The 18,173-nt window shown below is 67.0% G+C and carries 16 protein-coding genes; 1 reads left to right on the top strand and 15 read right to left on the bottom strand.

Annotation, left to right across the window (positions count from 1 at the left end):
* Positions 1-16 precede the first annotated feature (16 nt).
* On the bottom strand, positions 17-748 hold the full coding sequence (locus tag ACFVJ5_RS07830) for a hypothetical protein (protein WP_379219098.1): 732 nt from the start codon (positions 746-748) through the stop codon (positions 17-19).
* A 104-nt stretch (positions 749-852) separates the two neighbouring features.
* Here ACFVJ5_RS07830 and ACFVJ5_RS07825 point away from each other — a divergent pair, with 104 nt between their 5' ends.
* Positions 853-1,407, top strand: coding sequence for a GNAT family N-acetyltransferase (locus ACFVJ5_RS07825; RefSeq protein WP_379219097.1), 555 nt, complete (start codon positions 853-855; stop codon positions 1,405-1,407).
* A gap of 47 nt (positions 1,408-1,454) precedes the next feature.
* Here the strand turns inward: ACFVJ5_RS07825 and ACFVJ5_RS07820 are convergent, their stop codons facing one another.
* Genes ACFVJ5_RS07820 through ACFVJ5_RS07755 form a run of 14 tightly spaced genes read right to left on the bottom strand, consistent with a single transcriptional unit; the run spans position 1,455 to position 18,167 of the window.
* Positions 1,455-2,342 carry an NAD(P)-dependent oxidoreductase gene (locus ACFVJ5_RS07820; RefSeq protein ID WP_379219096.1) on the bottom strand — a complete coding sequence of 296 codons (888 nt, stop codon included), beginning with the start codon at positions 2,340-2,342 and terminating at the stop codon, positions 1,455-1,457.
* A gap of 59 nt (positions 2,343-2,401) precedes the next feature.
* Positions 2,402-3,040 carry a class I SAM-dependent methyltransferase gene (locus ACFVJ5_RS07815; protein ID WP_379219095.1) on the bottom strand — a complete coding sequence of 213 codons (639 nt, stop codon included), beginning with the start codon at positions 3,038-3,040 and terminating at the stop codon, positions 2,402-2,404.
* Positions 3,040-4,662, bottom strand: a complete 1,623-nt coding sequence (gene nuoN / locus ACFVJ5_RS07810; protein ID WP_379219094.1) for an NADH-quinone oxidoreductase subunit NuoN — start codon at positions 4,660-4,662, stop codon at positions 3,040-3,042. Before nuoN ends, ACFVJ5_RS07815 begins: the two co-directional genes overlap by 1 nt.
* Complete coding sequence (locus ACFVJ5_RS07805) at positions 4,659-6,281, bottom strand: NADH-quinone oxidoreductase subunit M (RefSeq protein ID WP_379219093.1); 1,623 nt, start codon at positions 6,279-6,281, stop codon at positions 4,659-4,661. Before ACFVJ5_RS07805 ends, nuoN begins: the two co-directional genes overlap by 4 nt.
* Positions 6,278-8,164, bottom strand: a complete 1,887-nt coding sequence (gene nuoL / locus ACFVJ5_RS07800; protein WP_379219092.1) for an NADH-quinone oxidoreductase subunit L — start codon at positions 8,162-8,164, stop codon at positions 6,278-6,280. Before nuoL ends, ACFVJ5_RS07805 begins: the two co-directional genes overlap by 4 nt.
* A 1-nt stretch (position 8,165) precedes the next feature.
* Positions 8,166-8,465 carry an NADH-quinone oxidoreductase subunit NuoK gene (gene nuoK, locus ACFVJ5_RS07795; protein WP_266288663.1) on the bottom strand — a complete coding sequence of 100 codons (300 nt, stop codon included), beginning with the start codon at positions 8,463-8,465 and terminating at the stop codon, positions 8,166-8,168.
* Entirely contained in the window at positions 8,462-9,283 is an 822-nt protein-coding gene (locus ACFVJ5_RS07790; RefSeq protein ID WP_379219091.1) for an NADH-quinone oxidoreductase subunit J, read from the bottom strand. Before ACFVJ5_RS07790 ends, nuoK begins: the two co-directional genes overlap by 4 nt.
* The gene (nuoH, locus tag ACFVJ5_RS07785; protein WP_379219090.1) at positions 9,280-11,070 is read right to left on the bottom strand and encodes an NADH-quinone oxidoreductase subunit NuoH; all 1,791 of its coding nucleotides are present in this window, start codon (positions 11,068-11,070) and stop codon (positions 9,280-9,282) included. The genes ACFVJ5_RS07790 and nuoH overlap by 4 nt, the downstream gene beginning before the upstream one ends.
* Positions 11,063-13,522 (bottom strand): NADH-quinone oxidoreductase subunit G, encoded by a 2,460-nt coding sequence (locus ACFVJ5_RS07780; RefSeq protein ID WP_379219089.1) that lies wholly within the window; start codon positions 13,520-13,522, stop codon positions 11,063-11,065. Before ACFVJ5_RS07780 ends, nuoH begins: the two co-directional genes overlap by 8 nt.
* A complete protein-coding gene (gene nuoF / locus ACFVJ5_RS07775) occupies positions 13,519-14,838 on the bottom strand; it encodes an NADH-quinone oxidoreductase subunit NuoF (protein WP_379219088.1) in 1,320 nt (439 codons plus the stop codon). The genes ACFVJ5_RS07780 and nuoF overlap by 4 nt, the downstream gene beginning before the upstream one ends.
* Entirely contained in the window at positions 14,838-15,554 is a 717-nt protein-coding gene (nuoE, locus tag ACFVJ5_RS07770; RefSeq protein ID WP_379219087.1) for an NADH-quinone oxidoreductase subunit NuoE, read from the bottom strand. The genes nuoF and nuoE overlap by 1 nt, the downstream gene beginning before the upstream one ends.
* Complete coding sequence (nuoD, locus tag ACFVJ5_RS07765) at positions 15,551-16,864, bottom strand: NADH dehydrogenase (quinone) subunit D (protein WP_378629165.1); 1,314 nt, start codon at positions 16,862-16,864, stop codon at positions 15,551-15,553. Before nuoD ends, nuoE begins: the two co-directional genes overlap by 4 nt.
* Entirely contained in the window at positions 16,864-17,616 is a 753-nt protein-coding gene (locus ACFVJ5_RS07760) for an NADH-quinone oxidoreductase subunit C (RefSeq protein WP_379219086.1), read from the bottom strand. Before ACFVJ5_RS07760 ends, nuoD begins: the two co-directional genes overlap by 1 nt.
* On the bottom strand, positions 17,613-18,167 hold the full coding sequence (locus ACFVJ5_RS07755) for an NADH-quinone oxidoreductase subunit B family protein (RefSeq protein ID WP_101468016.1): 555 nt from the start codon (positions 18,165-18,167) through the stop codon (positions 17,613-17,615). The genes ACFVJ5_RS07760 and ACFVJ5_RS07755 overlap by 4 nt, the downstream gene beginning before the upstream one ends.
* Positions 18,168-18,173: the final 6 nt, after the last annotated feature.

Here is an 18,173-nt window from a genome sequence, read left to right as displayed (position 1 = left end):
TTCCGGAAGTGTCCCTTCACCAATCGTCCTGGTAGCTCAGAGTGACCGAAACCCGAGGATCGTCGCGAAGAGACACCTGCAAACAGGTGTCGTGACGATCCAAACCCCAGCCCTCTCTTCGACAGGCACGCCAAAAGGCGCGACCGTTCCTCGGCGTCCCCGGAGTGAAAGTCCAGTCGGCGGTGTCTTCGAGGTGACGCCGGACCTCGGCGGCGATCGCTTCTGGCAGTTGATCGCCCGTTCCGTCGACGACGAATTCCCGGTCGCAACTGCTGCCGGATGATCGGGCGGTACACCCGGCATCGATGTTCTCGCTGATGACCAAGCTGTCGGGTAACGACCCGATAGAGTCCGTGGGCGGCACCCACGCCCAGCGGCCGAATGCCAGGATGAGCACAATCGCGATCGCGAGAACCCCACCACTCAGCACGCAGTACCCGCCACTGAGAATCCAGCCGATCGCGATGCGCGCCTTCGTGATTCCCTCTGGGTCGGCATCGTCGGTCGTTCCCGCCTCGACGATCGGTGCTGTCATCAGCACGACCATGACAAGCACTCCCAGCACCGCGATTGCGGTGAGCTGGAAGTCAGGTCCCAGCCAGCCGGCGCCCAGTGCCACCTGGGCCGTCCCGACAGCGGCCAGAACCAGGATCCCGATAACGCGCCCCCGGAAAGTTTCCGCGACAAGTGACCAGCAGACCAGCGGCGCGCCGAGTAAGAAGGTGAGTGTCAAGAAGGTGGCGAGCACACACGCGACAGTAGATGCCGAAACAAGCGGTGCAACGTCGAGACTGCCTACGGGGCTGCATCTTTCGGAGAAGCGCTGTCACACTCGCGCACTAGATTGAGGAAGTGTTCACCGCCGACGGAAGTTCCCACGGCTCGGGGCGCAGGTTGATCGCGCCGTCTGTCGATCTGTACGGTGCGTGGCTCGACGCGCATGTCGAGTGGGGGTCCGGTGTCCACGAGGACGGTTTCGGCTTGTTGCCGAGTGACGACGTCGACTCGGTGGGCGGATTCGAGCTTTGGGTCGCGCGACTCAGCGCCGCGTCGGTGGAGGGCCGGGACGGGCGTTGCTCGTATCGCTGGATAGTCGAGGGTGGTCGTGTGCTCGGCGGGATCGCGTTGCGGCACGGGGACGGTGACCTCGTGCGGAGGCTCGGGCATATCGGGTACGGGATCCGGCCGTCCGCGCGCCGTCGAGGGCTGGCCACGTGGGCATTGGGGGAGATCATCGCTGAGGCACGAGCGGCCGGGATGGATCGGGTGTTGGTCGTTTGCGCGGCCGAGAATCTCGGGTCGGTGAAGACGATCGAGCGCTGTGGTGGCGTTCTCGGGAGCGTCCAGGACACCGAACTCGGTCCGGCACGGCGGTATTGGGTCACGGTCGGGGAGTCGCGCGCGTAAGCGTACCGGTGGGAGGGGCGCTGGGTAGCGCCCCTCCCACGACGTGGCTATCGACGGCCGAAGTGTTCGACCAGTCGGGAGTAGCTGTCGTGGCCGTGGCCCGCGGTGATGGCGTCGGCGACCAGGCTTCTCGTGTAGCTGGGTAGGTCGGTGTCGATTCCTCGGGAGTGGCTCTCGGCGAGTAGATCGTCGAGGGAGGGCAGGTGGTGTTTCAGGGCGCCGTACGGGATGGCGAAATCGGTGCTGTCGATCTCTTTCGCGAGCATCGGGATCAGTGACGACAGGGCTGCGAGGGAAGGATCGGTCTGCTGGGCGAAATCGCCGATGCGGAGACCGGCGTTGCCGAGAAGTGCTGAGGCGTGGAGGAATCCGTTCAGCAGGCCCCACATGATGTCGTGGACGGCCATGCCGTACAGCACGGGCACAGCGGGGTCTGGGGAGACGAAGGTCGCGCGGCCGCCGAGAGCTCGCAGGAGGGCTTCGTGTCGATCGAACGCAGCGCGCGCGCCGCCGTAGAACACCACCGCGTCCGGGGAGCCGATGGCCGGAGCGATGGTCATGATTTGGCCGTGGAGATAGTCCGCACCGTGCTCGTGCACCAACTGTCCAGTGGCAGTGGCGTGTTCGGATGTGCCGTCGGTCAGGTCGACCACGGATCGTCCCGCCAGCTCCGCCCCCGCGGCACGCAACAGATCCGCCGCCACCGCACCACCCTTGACATTGACGATCACCACATCGGCTGCGCCCACAGCCTCCGTCGGGGTCGCGGCCAACCGTGCTCCCTTGGCTACCAACGGATGTGCTCTGTCGTGCGACCGGTTCCACACCGTGACGGAAAAACCCCCATCCAGCAGGGCAGCGGCCAGCGCCGAGCCCATCTCACCCAACCCCAGAACTGCGACTGCCGTTGCTTGTGCGCTCTCATGTCCGCTCATGAAACGGACACTAAGAGCTCAACCACTCTTCAGGTCAAGGCCCGGATTCGGCCGAGCAGTTATCGGCGTTTGATCGTGGCGAGCCAGGCGGAGGTCGAGTCGGCGAAGCGTGTTCGGAGATGCTCGGGGGCGATGGCGGCGATATGCCAGGCGGGGTTGTCATCGAAGGGTGTGGTGAGGGCTTGCCTGGTGACGGGGTGCGGTCCAGTGTCGGGACCGGTATCGCTGAAGCACAACACGTACAGGGTGCCGCCGGAGTCGGCCACCGAGGCCAGGCTTGCCACGTACTCGGTGCGTTCGGACTCGTCGAAGGTGTGGAACAGGCCGCAGTCGAGGACAGTTTCGAAGCGGCGATACAGGCGCTGGAGGTGCAAGGCGTCCGCCATCGCGAAGGCCACGTCGATCCCACGATCGTCGGCTGCCTGCCGGGCGGCGGCCAACGCTGTTTCGGCCACGTCGACACCCAGCACCGGCAACCCGCGGGCGGCGATGAACAAGGCGTTGTCGCCGGTGCCGCACCCGACATCGAGAACCGGTCCGCAGAACCCGCCTGCTTCGGCCAGCCGCACGACAGCGGGCTGCGGGATACCGATGTCCCAGGGTGCGGGGCCGTCGAGATAGGACGCGTTCCACGGCTGTCCGGCGTGGCGTTCGTGACTGGTCGGTGGGCGGGGGTCGGGCTGGGGAGTCGGCGGCATCAGCGGATGAACAGGTTGGAGCGGCCGGCGAGGTCGAGAACCGGCTGGGGGAACAGGCCGAGCAGAACGGTGGCGCCCGCGCTGAAGGCCACGACCAAGGTGGTGGCGAACGGGGCGGTCACGATGGGTGCGTCGGCCGGAGGGTCGGTGAAGAACATCAGCACGATGACCCGGACGTAGAAGAACGCGGCGATGGCGCTGCAGAGAACACCGACGATCACCAAAGCGGTGTAGCCCGCACCGGAGGCGGCGGCGAAGACCGCGAACTTGCTGACGAATCCGCTGGTGAGCGGCAGACCGGCGAAGGACAGCAGCAACAGGGCGAATGCCGAAGCGAGCCACGGAGATCGGCGGCCCAGGCCCGCCCACTGCGACAGCGCGGTCGCTTCGTCACCGGAGGCGTCACGCACCAGACTGACCACCGCGAACGCACCGACGGTGCCGAGGCCGTAGGCCAGCAGGTAGAACAGCACGGCGGCCACACCGGCGCTGTCGGCGGCGACGATACCGACGAGCAGGAAACCGGCGTGCGCGATCGAGGAGTAGGCCAGCATGCGCTTCACATCGGTCTGGGTGATCGCCATGATCGCACCGACGACCATCGTCGCCACCGCGACCGCGGCGAGCACCGGGCGCCAATCCGAGCCCAGCGCACCGACTCCCACCATCAGCACCCGCATGGTCGCGCCGACGGCGGCGATCTTGGTGGCGGCGGCCATGAACGCGGTGATCGGGGTCGGCGCGCCCTGATAGACATCGGGCACCCAGGCCTGGAACGGCACAGCGCCGATCTTGAACAGCAGCCCGACAGCGAGCATGCCGATACCGAGCAGGGCCAAGGTCGCGTTCTCGGGTTGCTTGTCCAGCGCCGCACCGATTCCCGGCAGCGACACCGTGCCGGTCTGTCCGTAGAGCAGCGCGACACCGTAGAGGAAGAACGCCGAGGAGAACGCACCGAGCAGGAAGTACTTCATCGCCGCCTCTTGCGAGAGCAACCGCCTGCGGCGAGCCAGCCCACACAGCAGATACAGCGGCAGTGACAGCACTTCGAGCGCGACGAACATCGTCAGCAGATCGTTCGACGCGGGAAACAGCAGCAGACCACCGACCGCGATCATCGTCAGCGGGAACACCTCGGTGGTCGAGACGCCCGAGCGCACCGCCGCGAGCTCGTGCGCGCTCCCGGGCACCGCGGAAGCCTGCGGTGTGAACGCGTCGACCCCTCGATCCAACGCGGCCGCCGCCCGACTCCACGTGCCCGGCCCGCTGCGCGCCCGCGGCACCGCACCACGCTCGGCGATCAGCAGCAGGCCCAGCAGTGAGACCAGCAGGATCGTCCCCTGCAGGAACAGCGTGACCCCGTCGATGGCGACCGCGCCCACCACCGCGGTGCCCTCGGATCCCGCGAGCAGCACCACGGCCACCAGCGCGCCGACCACACCGGCCAGCCCGAGCACCAACTGCGTCGGATACCGGTAGGGCCGTGGCACGAACGCTTCGACGAGCACACCCACCACACCGACCCCGAACACGATCAGCATCGGGGCGAGCAGGTGGTATTCGATGCTCGGTGCGGGCGCGATGGCCGCGAGCTCGGTGATGGTCACGGAGTCCGTCCTCATTTGTGGCCGCCTGCGGGCGGGGTGGCCGCACCAGCTTCGGGAGCGGGGACCGTCGGAGCGGGATCGTGCTTACCGATCGTCGAGAGGGTGTGTCCCACCGCGGGATCCACCAGATCCAGGATCGGTTTCGGATAGAACCCGAGCACCAGCAGCGCGACCAGCAGCGGTACGACCACGGCCAGCTCACGCGGCACCAGATCACGCAGGTGCTCGTTGCCCTTCTTCAGCGGGCCGGTCATCAACCGCTGATACAGCCACAGCACGTAGATCGCGGCCAAGACCAGTGCACCGGTCGCGATCACCGCCGCCACCTGGTACTTCGGGAAAGTGCCGATGAGGACCAGGAATTCGCTGACGAACGGCGCGAGACCGGGCAGCGAGAGCGTGGCCAGGCCCGCGATGAAGAACGTGCCCGCCAGCACCGGCGCGACCTTCTGCACGCCGCCGTACTCGGCGATCATCCTGGTGCCGCGCCGGGAGACGAGGAAGCCGGCGATGAGAAACAGTGCGGCCGTGGACAGTCCGTGGTTGACCATGTACAGCGTCGCCCCGGATTGGGACTGGCTGGTCATCGCGAAGATACCGAGGATGATGAACCCGAAGTGCGAGATCGAGGTGTAGGCGATCAGTCGCATCACATCGGTCTGGCCGATGGCGAGCAGCGCACCGTAGAGGATGCCGATCACGGCCAGGGTGATCACCAAGGGCGCGAAGGTGTCCGATGCCAGCGGGAACAACAGCAGGCAGTAACGCAGCATGCCGAAGGTGCCGACCTTGTCGACCACCGCCATCATCAGAACCGCGCTGGACGGGGTGGCCGAGACCGCCGCGTCGGGCAGCCACGTGTGCAGCGGCCACAGCGGTGCCTTCACGGCGAAGGCGAACATGAACCCGAGGAACAGGGCGTTGAGCACCGCTGTACTGCCCCCGAGTTCACCGTTGTTGGCCGCGGCGACCACGACGCGCAGATCGAAGGTCCCCGCCGATCCCTCGCCGAGGCCCGCCTGGGCGGTCAGCACGTACAACCCGATCACCGCGGCGAGCATGATCAGCCCACCGAAGAGGTTGTAGAGCAAGAACTTCACCGCCGCGCGCGAACGTTGGGCGCGGACCGCGGCGTCGGTGGTGCGGGTGCCGAAACCGCCGATGAGGAAGTACATCGGGATCAGCATCGCTTCGAAGAACACGTAGAACAGCAGGATGTCGAGGGCCAGGAACGAGATGAGGACCATCGCCTCGACCAGCAGCATCAATGCCATGTAGATGTGGGTGGTCTTGCGGCCGTCGCCGGTGGCGGTGTCGTCGTGCCAGCCCGCCAGGATCAGCAAGGGCACCAGCACCGCTGTCAGCAGGACCAGCGCGGTGGCGATGCCGTCCAAGCCCAGGGTGTACCCGACACCGAACGCCGGGATCCATTCGTGGGATTCGACGAACTGGTACTGGGCGCCGCCGGGCTGGAACCGCACCGCCAGCACGACGGCCAGTGCGAGCACGCCGATCGAGACGACGAACGCGATGCCGCGCGCCACCGTGCGGCGGGCGGCGGGCACGACGAGCACCACACCCGCACCGATCGCGGGGGCGAGCCAGAGTGTCGTCAGCCAGGGAAACGAGTTCACCAGAACCTCACCGCCAGCAGGGCAGCGGCCACCAGGGCCGCGCCGGTGAACATGGACAGGGCGTAGGAGCGCACGAAACCGGTCTGCACCTTGCGGATTCGCGCCGACAGTCCGCCGATCGCGGCGGCCGTGCCGTTGACGATCCCGTCGACCCCCTTCGCGTCGAGGAACACCAGCGCCCTCGTGAGGTGGCGACCGGGGCGTTCGAACACGGCTTCGTTGATCTTGTCGCCGTAGAGATCCTCACGTGCGGCCCCGGTCAGCACGCTGACCGGCTCCGGTGCGACCTCGGGGATCGGGCTCTCGGCGTACTTGCGGTAGGCGACGGCCACACCGATGGCGACCGCCGTCAAGGCCAGACCGGTGACCACCGCCGCGGGGATCACGGGCTCCGCGTGATGGGAACCGACGACGGGTTCGAGCCAGTTCACCAGCGACGAGCCCCAGACGAACAGGCCACCGGCGAAGACCGAACCGAACGCGAGCAGGATCATCGGCCCGGTCATCACCGCGGGTGACTCGTGCGGGTGGGTGTCGGGCTTCCAGCGGCGCTCGCCGAAGAAAGTCATCAGCATGACGCGGGTCATGTAGAACGCGGTGAGCGCAGCGCCGACGAGAGTGACCGCGCCGAGCAGGATTCCGGTGGATCCGCCGTGGTCGAAGGCCGCCTCGATGATCTTGTCCTTGGAGAAGAACCCCGAGAACGGTGGCACTCCGATGATGGCGAGATAGCCGAGGCCGAAGGTGATGAAGGTGATCGGCATCAGCGTGCGCAGGCCGCCGTAGCGGCGCATATCTGTTTCGTCGTCCATCGCGTGCATCACCGAGCCGGCGCCGAGGAACAGTCCGGCCTTGAAGAAGCCGTGGGTGAGCAGGTGCATGATCGCGAACGCGTACCCGGCCGGGCCGAGGCCGACGGCCAGGATCATGTACCCGATCTGGCTCATTGTCGAGGCCGCGAGGGCCTTCTTGATGTCGTCCTTGGCGCAGCCGATGATGGCGCCGAACAGCAACGTCACCGCACCGACGGCGAGCACCGCCGTGCGCGCGTTCGGCGCGAGGTCGTAGATCGGGTTGGCGCGGGCGATCAGGTACACACCGGCGGTGACCATGGTGGCGGCGTGGATGAGCGCCGAGACCGGAGTGGGGCCTTCCATCGCGTCGCCGAGCCACGACTGCAGCGGCACCTGCGCGGATTTGCCGCAGGCGGCCAGCAACAACAGCAGACCGATCGCGGTGAGGGTGCCTTCGCTCGCGCCCGGTGTCGCCGCGAACACGGTGCGGAAGTCGAAGGACCCGAATGTCGCGAACATGACCATCATGGCGATGGCCAGGCCCATGTCGCCGACACGGTTGACCACGAATGCCTTCTTGGCTGCCGTTGCGGCCGAGGGCTTCTCGTACCAGAAGCCGATCAGCAGATAGGACGCCAGGCCCACACCTTCCCAGCCCAGATACAGCACGAGGAAGTTGTCGGCCAGGACCAGGACGAGCATCGCGGCCAAAAACAGGTTGAGATAGCCGAAGAACCGGCGCTTGCCCGGATCGTGGCTCATGTAGCCGATCGAGTAGAGGTGGATCAGCGACCCGACCCCGGTGATCAGCAGCGCGAAGCAGATCGACAACTGGTCCAGTTGCAGGCTGAACCCGACTTGTAGATCACCGACGGGCACCCAGTTGAACAGTTCCTTGTGCACGGCGCGGTCGGCGTCGGCGCGGCCGAGCATGCCGACGAAGGCGACAGCGGCGACGACGAACGAGGACAGCGCGGCCGTCGTGGCCAGGTAGGGACCCCAGCGGTCGGTGAGGTGGCCGAACAGGAGCAGCACGATCGCGCCTGCGAGCGGGAGGGCGGGCAGCAGCCACAGCGTTGCGGTACCCATGTCAGAACTTCAGCAGGTTGGCGTCGTCGACCGAGGTCGACCGGCGGGCACGGAAGATCGTCATGATGATGGCCAGGCCGACGACGACCTCGGCCGCGGCGACCACCATGGTGAAGAACGCGATCACCTGACCGTCGAGGTTGCCGTGCAACCGGGCGAAGGTCACGAATGCCAGATTCACCGCGTTGAGCATCAGCTCCACGCACATGAACACCACGATCGCGTTGCGGCGCAACAACACTCCCGCGGCGCCGATGGTGAACAGCAGCGCAGACAGGAACAGGTAGTTCTGGGGGTTCACCGCTTGCCTTCCTCGTCGGCCGTCGGGTTGTCGTCGCGGACCGTGCCGACCGAGAGCACAGCGGCTTCGGTGTGGGCGCGGTTGCGGCGGTGACGCAGGATCGTGCTCACCGAGAGTTCGGCGAAGGAGCCGTCGGGAAGCTGGGCGGGGCTGTCGACGGCGTTGTGCCGTGCGTAGACACCCGGTGTCGGCAGCGGGGTGGCCCGTTCGCCGGCATTGCGGAAGCGATCGCGCGACATTTCCCGCTGTCCGCGTTTCGGGGTGAACTGTTCGCGGTGGGCCAGCACCATCGCACCGATCGTGGCGGTGATCAGCAGTGCGCCGGTGAGTTCGAACGCCCACACGTAACGCAGGAAGATCAACTCGGCGAGTTCGGCGATCACGTCGCGGTCGCCGAAACCGCGGCCGGGGAAGCTGGTTCCGCTGTCGCGCAGGGCCGCGCCGATGCCGCCGATGAACAGCAACCCGAATCCGAGCCCGACGATCGCGGCGGCGATGCGCTGGCCGCGCAACGTTTCCCGCAGCGATTCCGCGGAGTCGACGCCGACGAGCATCAGCACGAACAGGAACAGCATCATCACCGCGCCCGTGTACACCACGATCTGCACGACGCCGAGGAACAGCGCACCCTGCGCGATGTAGAACACGGCGAGCGCGATCATGGTGGCGGCCAGGCACATCGCCGAATGCACGGCCTTGGCCGCGGTCACCATGCCGAGGGCGCCGAGCACCGCGATCGGGGCGAGCACCCAGAACAGCACGCCCTCACCCGTGGAGGTGTTGGTGACTTCGGCGGCCAGCATGTGTGCGGTGCTCATCGCAGTACCTCCTGCTCCGACGGTGCGGGACCGACCCGGCCCAGGTAGTAGTCGGCCGCGTCGGTGCCCGGTGCCATCGGGTGTGGCGCGGGCGTCATGCCCGGCTCCATGGGGGCCAGCAGCTGGTCCTTCTCGTAGATGAGGTCGGCGCGGTTGTCGTCGGTGAGTTCGTATTCGTTGGTCATCGTCAGCGCACGCGTCGGGCAGGCCTCGATGCACAGGCCGCAGCCGATGCAGCGCAGGTAGTTGATCTGGTAGACGCGGCCGTACCGCTCACCCGGGGAGAAGCGCTCGTCCTCGGTGTTGTCGGCGCCTTCGACGAAGATCGCGTCGGCCGGGCACGCCCACGCGCACAGTTCACAGCCGATGCACTTCTCGAGTCCGTCGTCGTAGCGGTTGAGCTGGTGGCGACCGTGATAGCGCGGCGCGGTCGGCACCTTCTCCTCGGGGTAGGACTCGGTATTGGGCTTCTTGAACATCGTGGCCGCGGTGACCGCGAAACCCGCGAGCGGGTCGAACAACCCGAACTCGGGCTGGTCGTTCGCGGGCCGTGCCGGCATCGGGGGCACCGGGAATCCGAGGAACACCGACGAGGTCGAAGGCTCCTGTGGCGGCAACGGCGGTAGCCCCTTGCTGCGACCCGCGCGCAGGAACATCCCGATCATGGCCGCGGTGATCACCAGCCCCACACCGACCAGGATGAAGTTCTGGCCGGGGATCCCCTCGAGGTCCAGGACCCGTGCGGCGGCCACGACCATCACCCACACCAGCGAAGTGGGGATGAGCAGTTTCCAGCCGAGATTCATGAACTGGTCGTAGCGCAGTCGGGGCAGGGTGCCGCGCAGCCAGACGAACACGAACAGGAACGTCCACACCTTGAGGGTGAACCACAGCAGCGGCCACCATCCGGAGTTCGCGCCCTCCCACAGGCTGATCGGGAACGGTGCCCGCCAGCCGCCCAGGAACAGTGTCGTCGCCAGCGCGGACACCGTGGCCATGTTCACGTATTCGGCGAGCATGAACATCGCGAACTTCAGCGACGAGTACTCGGTGTGGAAACCGCCGACCAGTTCACCTTCGGCTTCGGGCAGGTCGAAGGGCGCCCGGTTGGTCTCACCGACCATCGACACGCAGTAGATGAGGAAGGAGGGCAGCAGCAGGAACACATACCAGGTGCCCTCCTGCGCGCTCACGATCTCGGAGGTCGCCATGGTGCCCGACAGCAGGAACACCGTGGCGAAGGTCAGTGCCATCGCGATCTCGTAGGAGATGACCTGCGCGGTCGAGCGCAGGCCGCCGAGCAGCGGATAGGTCGAACCCGACGACCAGCCGGCGAGCACGATGCCGTACACGCCGATGGAGGTGATGGCGAGGATGTAGAGCACCGCGACGGGCATGTCGGTGAGCTGCAACGCGGTGTGCGTGCCGAAGATCGAGACCTCCGGGCCCATCGGGATCACCGCGAAGGCCATGAACGCCGGGATCACCGAGATGATCGGGGCGAGCACGAAGATCGGCTTGTCCACGATCGCCGGGATGATGTCTTCCTTGAGCGCCATCTTCACACCGTCGGCGATCGACTGGAGCATGCCGCCGGGGCCGATCCGGTTGGGCCCGATCCGCATCTGCATCCACGCCACGACTTTGCGTTCGGCGTAGACCGCGATCAACGGCACCAGCATCAGGTAGATGAACACGCCGAGCGCCTTGACCACCACCAGCCACAGCGGGTCGGTGCCGAAGACAGGTCCGGCGTCGGCCGCGAGGAGTAGGACTCGATCACTCATGGCGGTGTTCCTTCATCCTGTCGTCGGCACGACGCAGGCGCACCACGGCGCCGGGTGTCACACCGAGTTCGGCGGCGACCGTCGAACCGGGCGAGTGCAGCGGCAGCCACACCACCCGGTCGGGCAGGTCCGTGATCATCAACGGCACCGAGATCTCGCCGCGCTCGGTGTAGACGATGACGTGATCGGCATCGTCGGCTTCGATCTCGGCGGCGGTCGCGGCCGAGAGCCGTGCGACCGGTGGGCGGGCGACGCCGGCGAGATTGGGTTCACCGTCTTGCATGCGACCGGCGTCGAGCAGCATCCGCCATCCGGCGAGCACGGCCGTTCCGGGTCCGGGAACGGGTCGGGTCTGGCTGGTCAGCTCCGGAGCGGGGATGGGCTCACCGTTCCATGCGCCGAGTCCGTCGAGTTCGGCACGGGCGGCGGCGGGGTCGGGCAGGTTGATCGGGACGCTCATCTGCGCGGCCAGCGAGTGCAGCACCCGCAGGTCCGACAGGGGAGCGGCGACGCGGCGGGTGGTGTCGAGCGAGGCCGCGGTGAAGGGACGCGGGCGACCTTCCCAGGTACGGAAGGTGCCGGACTTCTCCATCGCGGTCGCCACCGGGAACACGACGTCGGCGCGTTCGGTGACGGCGCTGTGCCGCATTTCGAGGCTGACGACGAACCGGGCCGCGTCGATGGCGGCGAGTGCGGCGGCCGGGTCAGGAAGGTCGGCAGGGTCGACACCGCCGATGACGAGTGCACCCAGCTGGGCGGCGCCGGCCAGGATCGCGTCGGTGTCGCGGCCGACGGTGACGGGGAGTTCACCGGCCTGCCACCGGTGTCGAACCTGTTGACGTGCCGAAGGATCCACGACAGGCCTGCCGCCGGGCAACAGGCTGGGCAGTGCGCCCGCTTCCAGCGCGCCTCGTTCGCCCGCACGACGGGGCACCCAGGCCAGTGCGGCGCCGGTGGCATCGGCCAGGCGGGTCACCGCCGACAGGGCGCCGGGGCTGCCCGCGAGACGTTCACCCGCCATGATCACCGCGCCGGGCGTGTTCAGCATCGTCATGAGTTCGGCGGCATCGGCGGACGTTTCGGCCATGATCGAGGTGATGACGTCGGCTTCCCCGCAGGGCGGGGTTTGGATGAGCGCGCCCGACATGCGTTCGAGGCCGCGGGAAGCGAACGGCGCCAGCGACACCACCCGTTGCCCGTGGGTCCGTGCGGCCTTGCGCAGCCGCAGGTAGACGATGGGCGATTCCTCTTCCGGTTCGAACCCGACCAGCAGCACGACGGGAGCTTTGTCGAGTGCGGCGAAGTCGACCTGGACTCCGCGTCCGGCGATGCGGGCGGCGAGGAATCGTTCTTCCTCCTCCGAATGCACCCGGCTGCGGAAATCGATGTCGTTGGTCGCGAGGACCATGCGTGCGAACTTGCTGTACGCGTACGCCTCTTCCTCGGTGACGCGGCCGCCGACGAGCACTCCGGCATTGCCGATCGCGGCGCTCAGGCCCGCGGCGGCGGCGGTGAGAGCTTCGGGCCAGGACGCGGGAGCGAGGACGCCGTCCCAGCCACGCACCATCGGCGTGGTGAGGCGGTCGCGTTCGGTGGCGTAGGCGAAGGCCCAGCGGCCCTTGTCGCAGTTCCATTCCTCGTTGACCTGCGGATCGTCACCGGCCAAGCGGCGCAACACTTTTCCGCGACGATGATCGGTGCGTTGTGCGCATCCGGAGGCGCAGTGCTCGCACACGCTCGGGGTGGAGACCAGGTCGAACGGGCGGGCCCGGAAACGGTAGGAAGTGCCGGTGAGCGCGCCCACGGGACAGATCTGGACGGTGTTGCCGGAGAAATAGGAGTCGAGCGGTTCGGCTTGGGCGATGCCGACCTGTTGCAGCGCACCACGATCCATCAGTTCGATGAACGGGTCACCGGCGACCTGCTGGGAGAACCGGGTGCAGCGTGCGCACAGCACGCACCGCTCCCGATCGAGCAACACCGCTGTGGACAGCGGGATCGGCTTCGGGTATGTCCGCTTCTCGCCGTCGAAGCGGGATTCGGCGCTGCCGGTGGACATCGCCTGGTTCTGCAGCGGGCACTCGCCGCCCTTGTCGCAGACCGGGCAATCCAGGGGATGGTTGATGAGCAGCAGCTCCATCACCCCGCGTTGAGCCTTCTCGGCGACCGGGGAGCTGATCTGGGTGCGCACGATCATGCCGTCGGTGACCGGGATCGTGCAGGAGGCGACCGGCTTTCGCTGCCCTTCGACTTCGACGAGGCACTGACGGCACGCGCCGACCGGGTCGAGCAGGGGGTGGTCGCAGAAGCGGGGGATCTGCACGCCGATCAGTTCGGCGGCACGGATCAGCAAGGTGCCGACGGGAACTTCGATCGTGGTGTCGTCGATGGTGACGCTCACCATGTCGGTGGGCACCACATCGCTGCTGTTGCCTGGCGCGATGGCTGTCATCGGTCCTCTTTCGCTGGTGCCCACACGGTCGAGGCGGCCGGGTCGAACGGGCAGCCCCCGAGTCGCTGATGCGCGAGGTATTCGTCGCGGAAGTACTTCAGCGAGGAGAAGATCGGGCTGGCCGCGCCGTCACCGAGCGCGCAGAACGATTTGCCGTTGATGTTGTCGGCGATGTCGGCGAGCTTGTCCAGGTCGGCTTCGGTGCCGTCGCCGGCTTCGAGTCGGCGCAGCAGCTGCACGAGCCAGTAGGTGCCTTCGCGGCACGGTGTGCATTTGCCGCACGATTCGTGGGCGTAGAACTCGGTCCAGCGCAGGACCGCGCGCACCACGCAGGTGGTGTCGTCGAAGATCTGTAAGGCCTTGGTGCCCAACATGGATCCGGCGGCGGCGACACCTTCGTAGTCGAGGGCGACGTCGAGGTGTTCGTCGGTGAACATCGGGGTCGAGGAACCACCCGGGGTCCAGAACTTGAGGGTGTGCCCGGCTCGCACACCGCCCGCGTATTCGAGCAGCTCGCGCAACGTGATGCCCAGCGGGGCCTCGTACTGGCCGGGTCGGGCGACGTGCCCGGACAGGGAGTACAGGGTGAAGCCGGGTGATTTCTCGCTGCCCATCGACCGGAACCACTCGGTGCCGTTGCGCAGGATCGAGGGCACGCTGGCAATGGATTCCACATTGTTCACGACCGTCGGGCACGCGTACAGGCCCGCGACGGCGGGGAACGGTGGGCGCAGACGGGGCTGTCCGCGCCTGCCTTCCAGGGAATCGAGCAGTGCGGTTTCCTCACCGCAGATGTAGGCGCCCGCGCCGGCGTGCACGATCAGGTCGAGGTCGAAACCCGAGCCGAGGATGTCGTGGCCGAGCAGGCCCGCGGCGTAGGCCTCGGCGACGGCGGCTTGCAGTCGGCGCAGAACCGGCACCACCTCGCCGCGCACGTAGATGAACGCGGTCGCGGCCCGGATCGCGTAGGCGGCGATCACGATGCCTTCGATGAGGGTGTGCGGGGTGGCCAGCATCAACGGGATGTCTTTGCAGGTGCCGGGTTCGGATTCGTCGGCGTTGACGACGAGGTAGTGCGGCTTCGTGGTGCCGTCGGGGCCGGGACCCTGCGGGATGAACGACCATTTCATCCCGGTGGGGAAGCCCGCCCCACCACGACCGCGCAGACCAGCGTCCTTGACGGTTTGGATCACCTCATCGGGAGTCTTGCCCAAGGCGGCACGGAGTCCGTCGTAGCCGCCGGTCGCGCGATAGCTTTCCAGCGTCCAGGACCGCGGTGTGGCCCAGTGTTCGCTGAGTACCGGAGTGAGGGTCATCATCGCGATCCCCCAGCCGAGTCCTCTTCTGCGCCGGCGATGTCGAGCCCTGCCAGGGTGGGGGCGCCCGGTGCTCCTTCGAGCGCGCCGGGGCGCTCGTCGGGGAATCCGGCGAGGATGCGGGCGGTCTCACGGAACGTGCACAGCGGTGCGCCGCGGGTCGGGCGGACCTGGTGGCCCGACCGGAGGGCATCGGCGATCGCGACTGCCGATTCGGGAGTCTGGTTGTCGAAGAATTCCCAGTTCACCATCATGACCGGCGCGTAGTCGCAGGCGGCGTTGCATTCGATGTGTTCGAGTGTGATGGCGCCGTCGGGGGTGGTTTCGCCGTGCCCGACATCCAGATGTTGCTGCAGCGCTTCGTAGATGGCGTCGCCGCCGAGGATCGCGCAGAGGGTGTTGGTGCAGACCCCGACGTGGTAGTCGCCGGTGGGGGTGCGCCGGTACATCGAATAGAACGTGGCGACGGCGGTCACCTCGGCGCCGGTGAGATTCAGGTGATCGGCGCAGAAGTCGATGCCGGTGCCCGTCACATACCCCTCCTCGGCCTGCACCAGGTGCAGCAGGGGGAGCAGGGCGGAGCGGGGGTGCGGGTAGCGGGTGATGATCTCCTTGGCGTCCAGTTCGAGACGCTCGCGCACATGCGGCGGAAACGGTTCGGGACGGGTACTCAGGCTCAGGAGAATCGGTGTGCTGGTGGGGTTGTCGATTGTCATCTGTCCACTCCGCCCATGACCGGGTCGATGCTGGCGACCGAGGCGATCACGTCGGCGACCATGCCGCCCTCGCACATCGCGGCCACCGCTTGCAGGTTGGTGAACGAGGGGTCGCGGTAGTGCACCCGGTAGGGCTGGGTGCTCCCGTCGCTGACCATGTGCACACCCAGTTCCCCGCGCGGGGACTCGACCGCCGAATACACCTGTCCCGCAGGCACTCTGATGCCCTCGGTGACGAGTTTGAAGTGGTGGATCAGCGATTCCATGGAGGTGCCCATGATCTTGCCGATGTGCTTGGGTGAGTTGCCGAGACCGTCGGGGCCCAGTTCCAGGTCGGCGGGCCAGGCGATCTTCTTGTCGTCGATCATCACCGGTCCCGGGCGCAGCTTGTCCAGGCACTGTTCGACGATCTTGATGGACTCGGTCATCTCGGCGATCCGGATGATGTAGCGGCCGTAGCAGTCACAGCCGGTGGTCGTCGGGATGTCGAATTCGTAGTTCTCGTATCCGCAGTACGGATCTGATTTGCGCAGATCATGCGGCAGACCCGTGGCGCGAAGGACCGGGCCGGTGATGCCGAGTGCCATGCAACCGGTGAGATCTAGGTAGCCGATGTCCTGGGTGCGCTTCTTCCAGATCGGGTTCGCGCTGAGCAGGTGCTCCATGTCGCGCAGGCGGCCGGGCAGCAGGTCGAGCAGTTCCCTGACCTTGGTGACGCCGTCGGCGGGCAGATCCTGGGCCAAGCCGCCGGGGCGGATGTAGGCATGGTTCATCCGCAGGCCGGTGATGTTCTCGAAGACGTCGAGGATGAGTTCGCGTTCACGGAAGCCGAACAGCATCGGGGTGAGCGCGCCCAGCTCCATGCCGCCGGTCGCCAGGGCGACCAGGTGCGAGGAGATGCGGTTGAGTTCCATCAGCAGCACTCGCACCACGGTGGCGCGTTCGGGGATCTGGTCGGTGATGTCGAGGAGTTTCTCCACGCCGAGGCAGTAGGCGGTTTCGTTGAAGAACGGGGACAGGTAGTCCATCCGGGTCACGAAGGTGACGCCCTGGGTCCAGTTGCGGAATTCCAGGTTCTTCTCGATGCCGGTGTGGAGGTAGCCGATGCCGCAGCGGGCCTCGGTGACGGTTTCGCCTTCGATCTCGAGGATCAGGCGCAGCACCCCGTGCGTGGACGGATGTTGCGGGCCCATGTTCACCACGATGCGTTCTTCGGCGCCGCCGTCGATCACTTCGCTGACCTGGTCCCAGTCCTGGCCTGCGACGGTCACTACCGGTGGTTCGTCGCGGCGGAAGTCGGTGTCGGTCATCAGCTGTAGGTCCTCCGCTCGTCGGGCGGCGGTATGCGCGCGCCCTTGTACTCCACCGGGATCCCGCCGAGCGGGTAGTCCTTGCGCTGCGGATGCCCGCGCCAGTCGTCGGGCATGGTGATGCGGGTCAGGGAGGGGTGCCCGTCGAAGAGGATGCCGAAGAAGTCGTAGGTTTCGCGTTCGTGCCAGTCGGTCGTCGGATAGACCGAGAACAGCGACGGAATGTGCGGATCGGCATCGGGTGCGGACACTTCCAGCCGCACGCGGCGGCCGTGCGTGATCGACTTCAAGTGATAGACGGCGTGCAGTTCGCGACCGTCGTCGTCGGGGTAGTGCACGCCGTTGACGCCCAGGCACAGTTCGAATCGCAGTGTGCTGTCATCGCGCAACGCGCTCGCGACCGCGACGAGGTGTTCGCGCTTCACGTGCAGGGTGAGTTCGTCGCGGAAGACCACGATCCTCTCGATCACGGTATCGAAGGCGATGACCCGGCCCACGAGTGCGGCGCGCAAGGTGCCGACGAAGGCGTCGAACCAGCTGCCGTACGGCGGCGGGGTGCCCGCGGGCAGCGCGACCGGGGTGACCAGACCGCCGTAGCCGGAGGTGTCGCCGGTGCCGCTGACACCGAACATCCCGCGCCGGGTGCCGATAACCTCGTCCTGAGGCGGTCTTGATTGCGCCTGTGCGGGCGATTCCTCCGGAACCTGCTGTCCCGCAGGGTTGTCGGTGTTGTCGGGGGAGTCGAACGTCATCGCAGCAGGCCCTCCATCCGGATGGTCGGCGTGCTGGCCAGCGCGGCCTTCTCGGCGGCGCGGATCGCTTCCTCGCGATTGACGCCCATCGGCATCTCGGCGATTTTCGCGTGCAGCGCCAGAATCGCGTTGAGCAACATCTCCGGGCGGGGCGGGCAGCCGGGCAGGTAGATGTCGACCGGGACGATGTGGTCGACGCCCTGCACGATGGCGTAGTTGTTGAACATGCCGCCCGAGGACGCGCAGACCCCCATGGCCAGCACCCATTTCGGTTCGGTCATCTGGTCGTAGACCTGGCGCAGCACCGGCGCCATCTTCTGGCTCACCCGGCCCGCCACGATCATCAGGTCGGCCTGGCGTGGGGAGGCGCGGAACGCTTCCATGCCGAAGCGGGCGATGTCGAATCGTCCGGCGCCGGTGGCCATCATCTCGATCGCGCAGCACGCCAACCCGAACGTGGCGGGCCAGACGGAGCCCTTACGCAGGTAGCCGGCGAAATCCTCGACCGTGCTCAGCAGGAACCCGCTGGGCAGTTTCTCTTCGAGACCCATTATTTC

The sequence above is a fragment of the Nocardia sp. NPDC127606 genome (genome assembly GCF_042671725.1).
Taxonomy (GTDB): Bacteria; Actinomycetota; Actinomycetes; order Mycobacteriales; family Mycobacteriaceae; genus Nocardia.
This window is presented reverse-complemented; position numbering and strand designations above follow the sequence as displayed.

Coding starts and splice junctions, on each gene's coding strand:
- ACFVJ5_RS07820 (WP_379219096.1), bottom strand. CDS start 2,342: ATGAGCGGACATGAGAGCGCACAAGCAACGGCAGTCGCAGTTCTGGGG.
- ACFVJ5_RS07815 (WP_379219095.1), bottom strand. CDS start 3,040: ATGCCGCCGACTCCCCAGCCCGACCCCCGCCCACCGACCAGTCACGAA.
- nuoN (WP_379219094.1), bottom strand. CDS start 4,662: ATGAGGACGGACTCCGTGACCATCACCGAGCTCGCGGCCATCGCGCCC.
- nuoL (WP_379219092.1), bottom strand. CDS start 8,164: ATGGGTACCGCAACGCTGTGGCTGCTGCCCGCCCTCCCGCTCGCAGGC.
- ACFVJ5_RS07790 (WP_379219091.1), bottom strand. CDS start 9,283: ATGAGCACCGCACACATGCTGGCCGCCGAAGTCACCAACACCTCCACG.
- nuoH (WP_379219090.1), bottom strand. CDS start 11,070: ATGAGTGATCGAGTCCTACTCCTCGCGGCCGACGCCGGACCTGTCTTC.
- ACFVJ5_RS07780 (WP_379219089.1), bottom strand. CDS start 13,522: ATGACAGCCATCGCGCCAGGCAACAGCAGCGATGTGGTGCCCACCGAC.
- nuoF (WP_379219088.1), bottom strand. CDS start 14,838: ATGACCCTCACTCCGGTACTCAGCGAACACTGGGCCACACCGCGGTCC.
- nuoE (WP_379219087.1), bottom strand. CDS start 15,554: ATGACAATCGACAACCCCACCAGCACACCGATTCTCCTGAGCCTGAGT.
- nuoD (WP_378629165.1), bottom strand. CDS start 16,864: ATGACCGACACCGACTTCCGCCGCGACGAACCACCGGTAGTGACCGTC.
- ACFVJ5_RS07760 (WP_379219086.1), bottom strand. CDS start 17,616: ATGACGTTCGACTCCCCCGACAACACCGACAACCCTGCGGGACAGCAG.
- ACFVJ5_RS07755 (WP_101468016.1), bottom strand. CDS start 18,167: ATGGGTCTCGAAGAGAAACTGCCCAGCGGGTTCCTGCTGAGCACGGTC.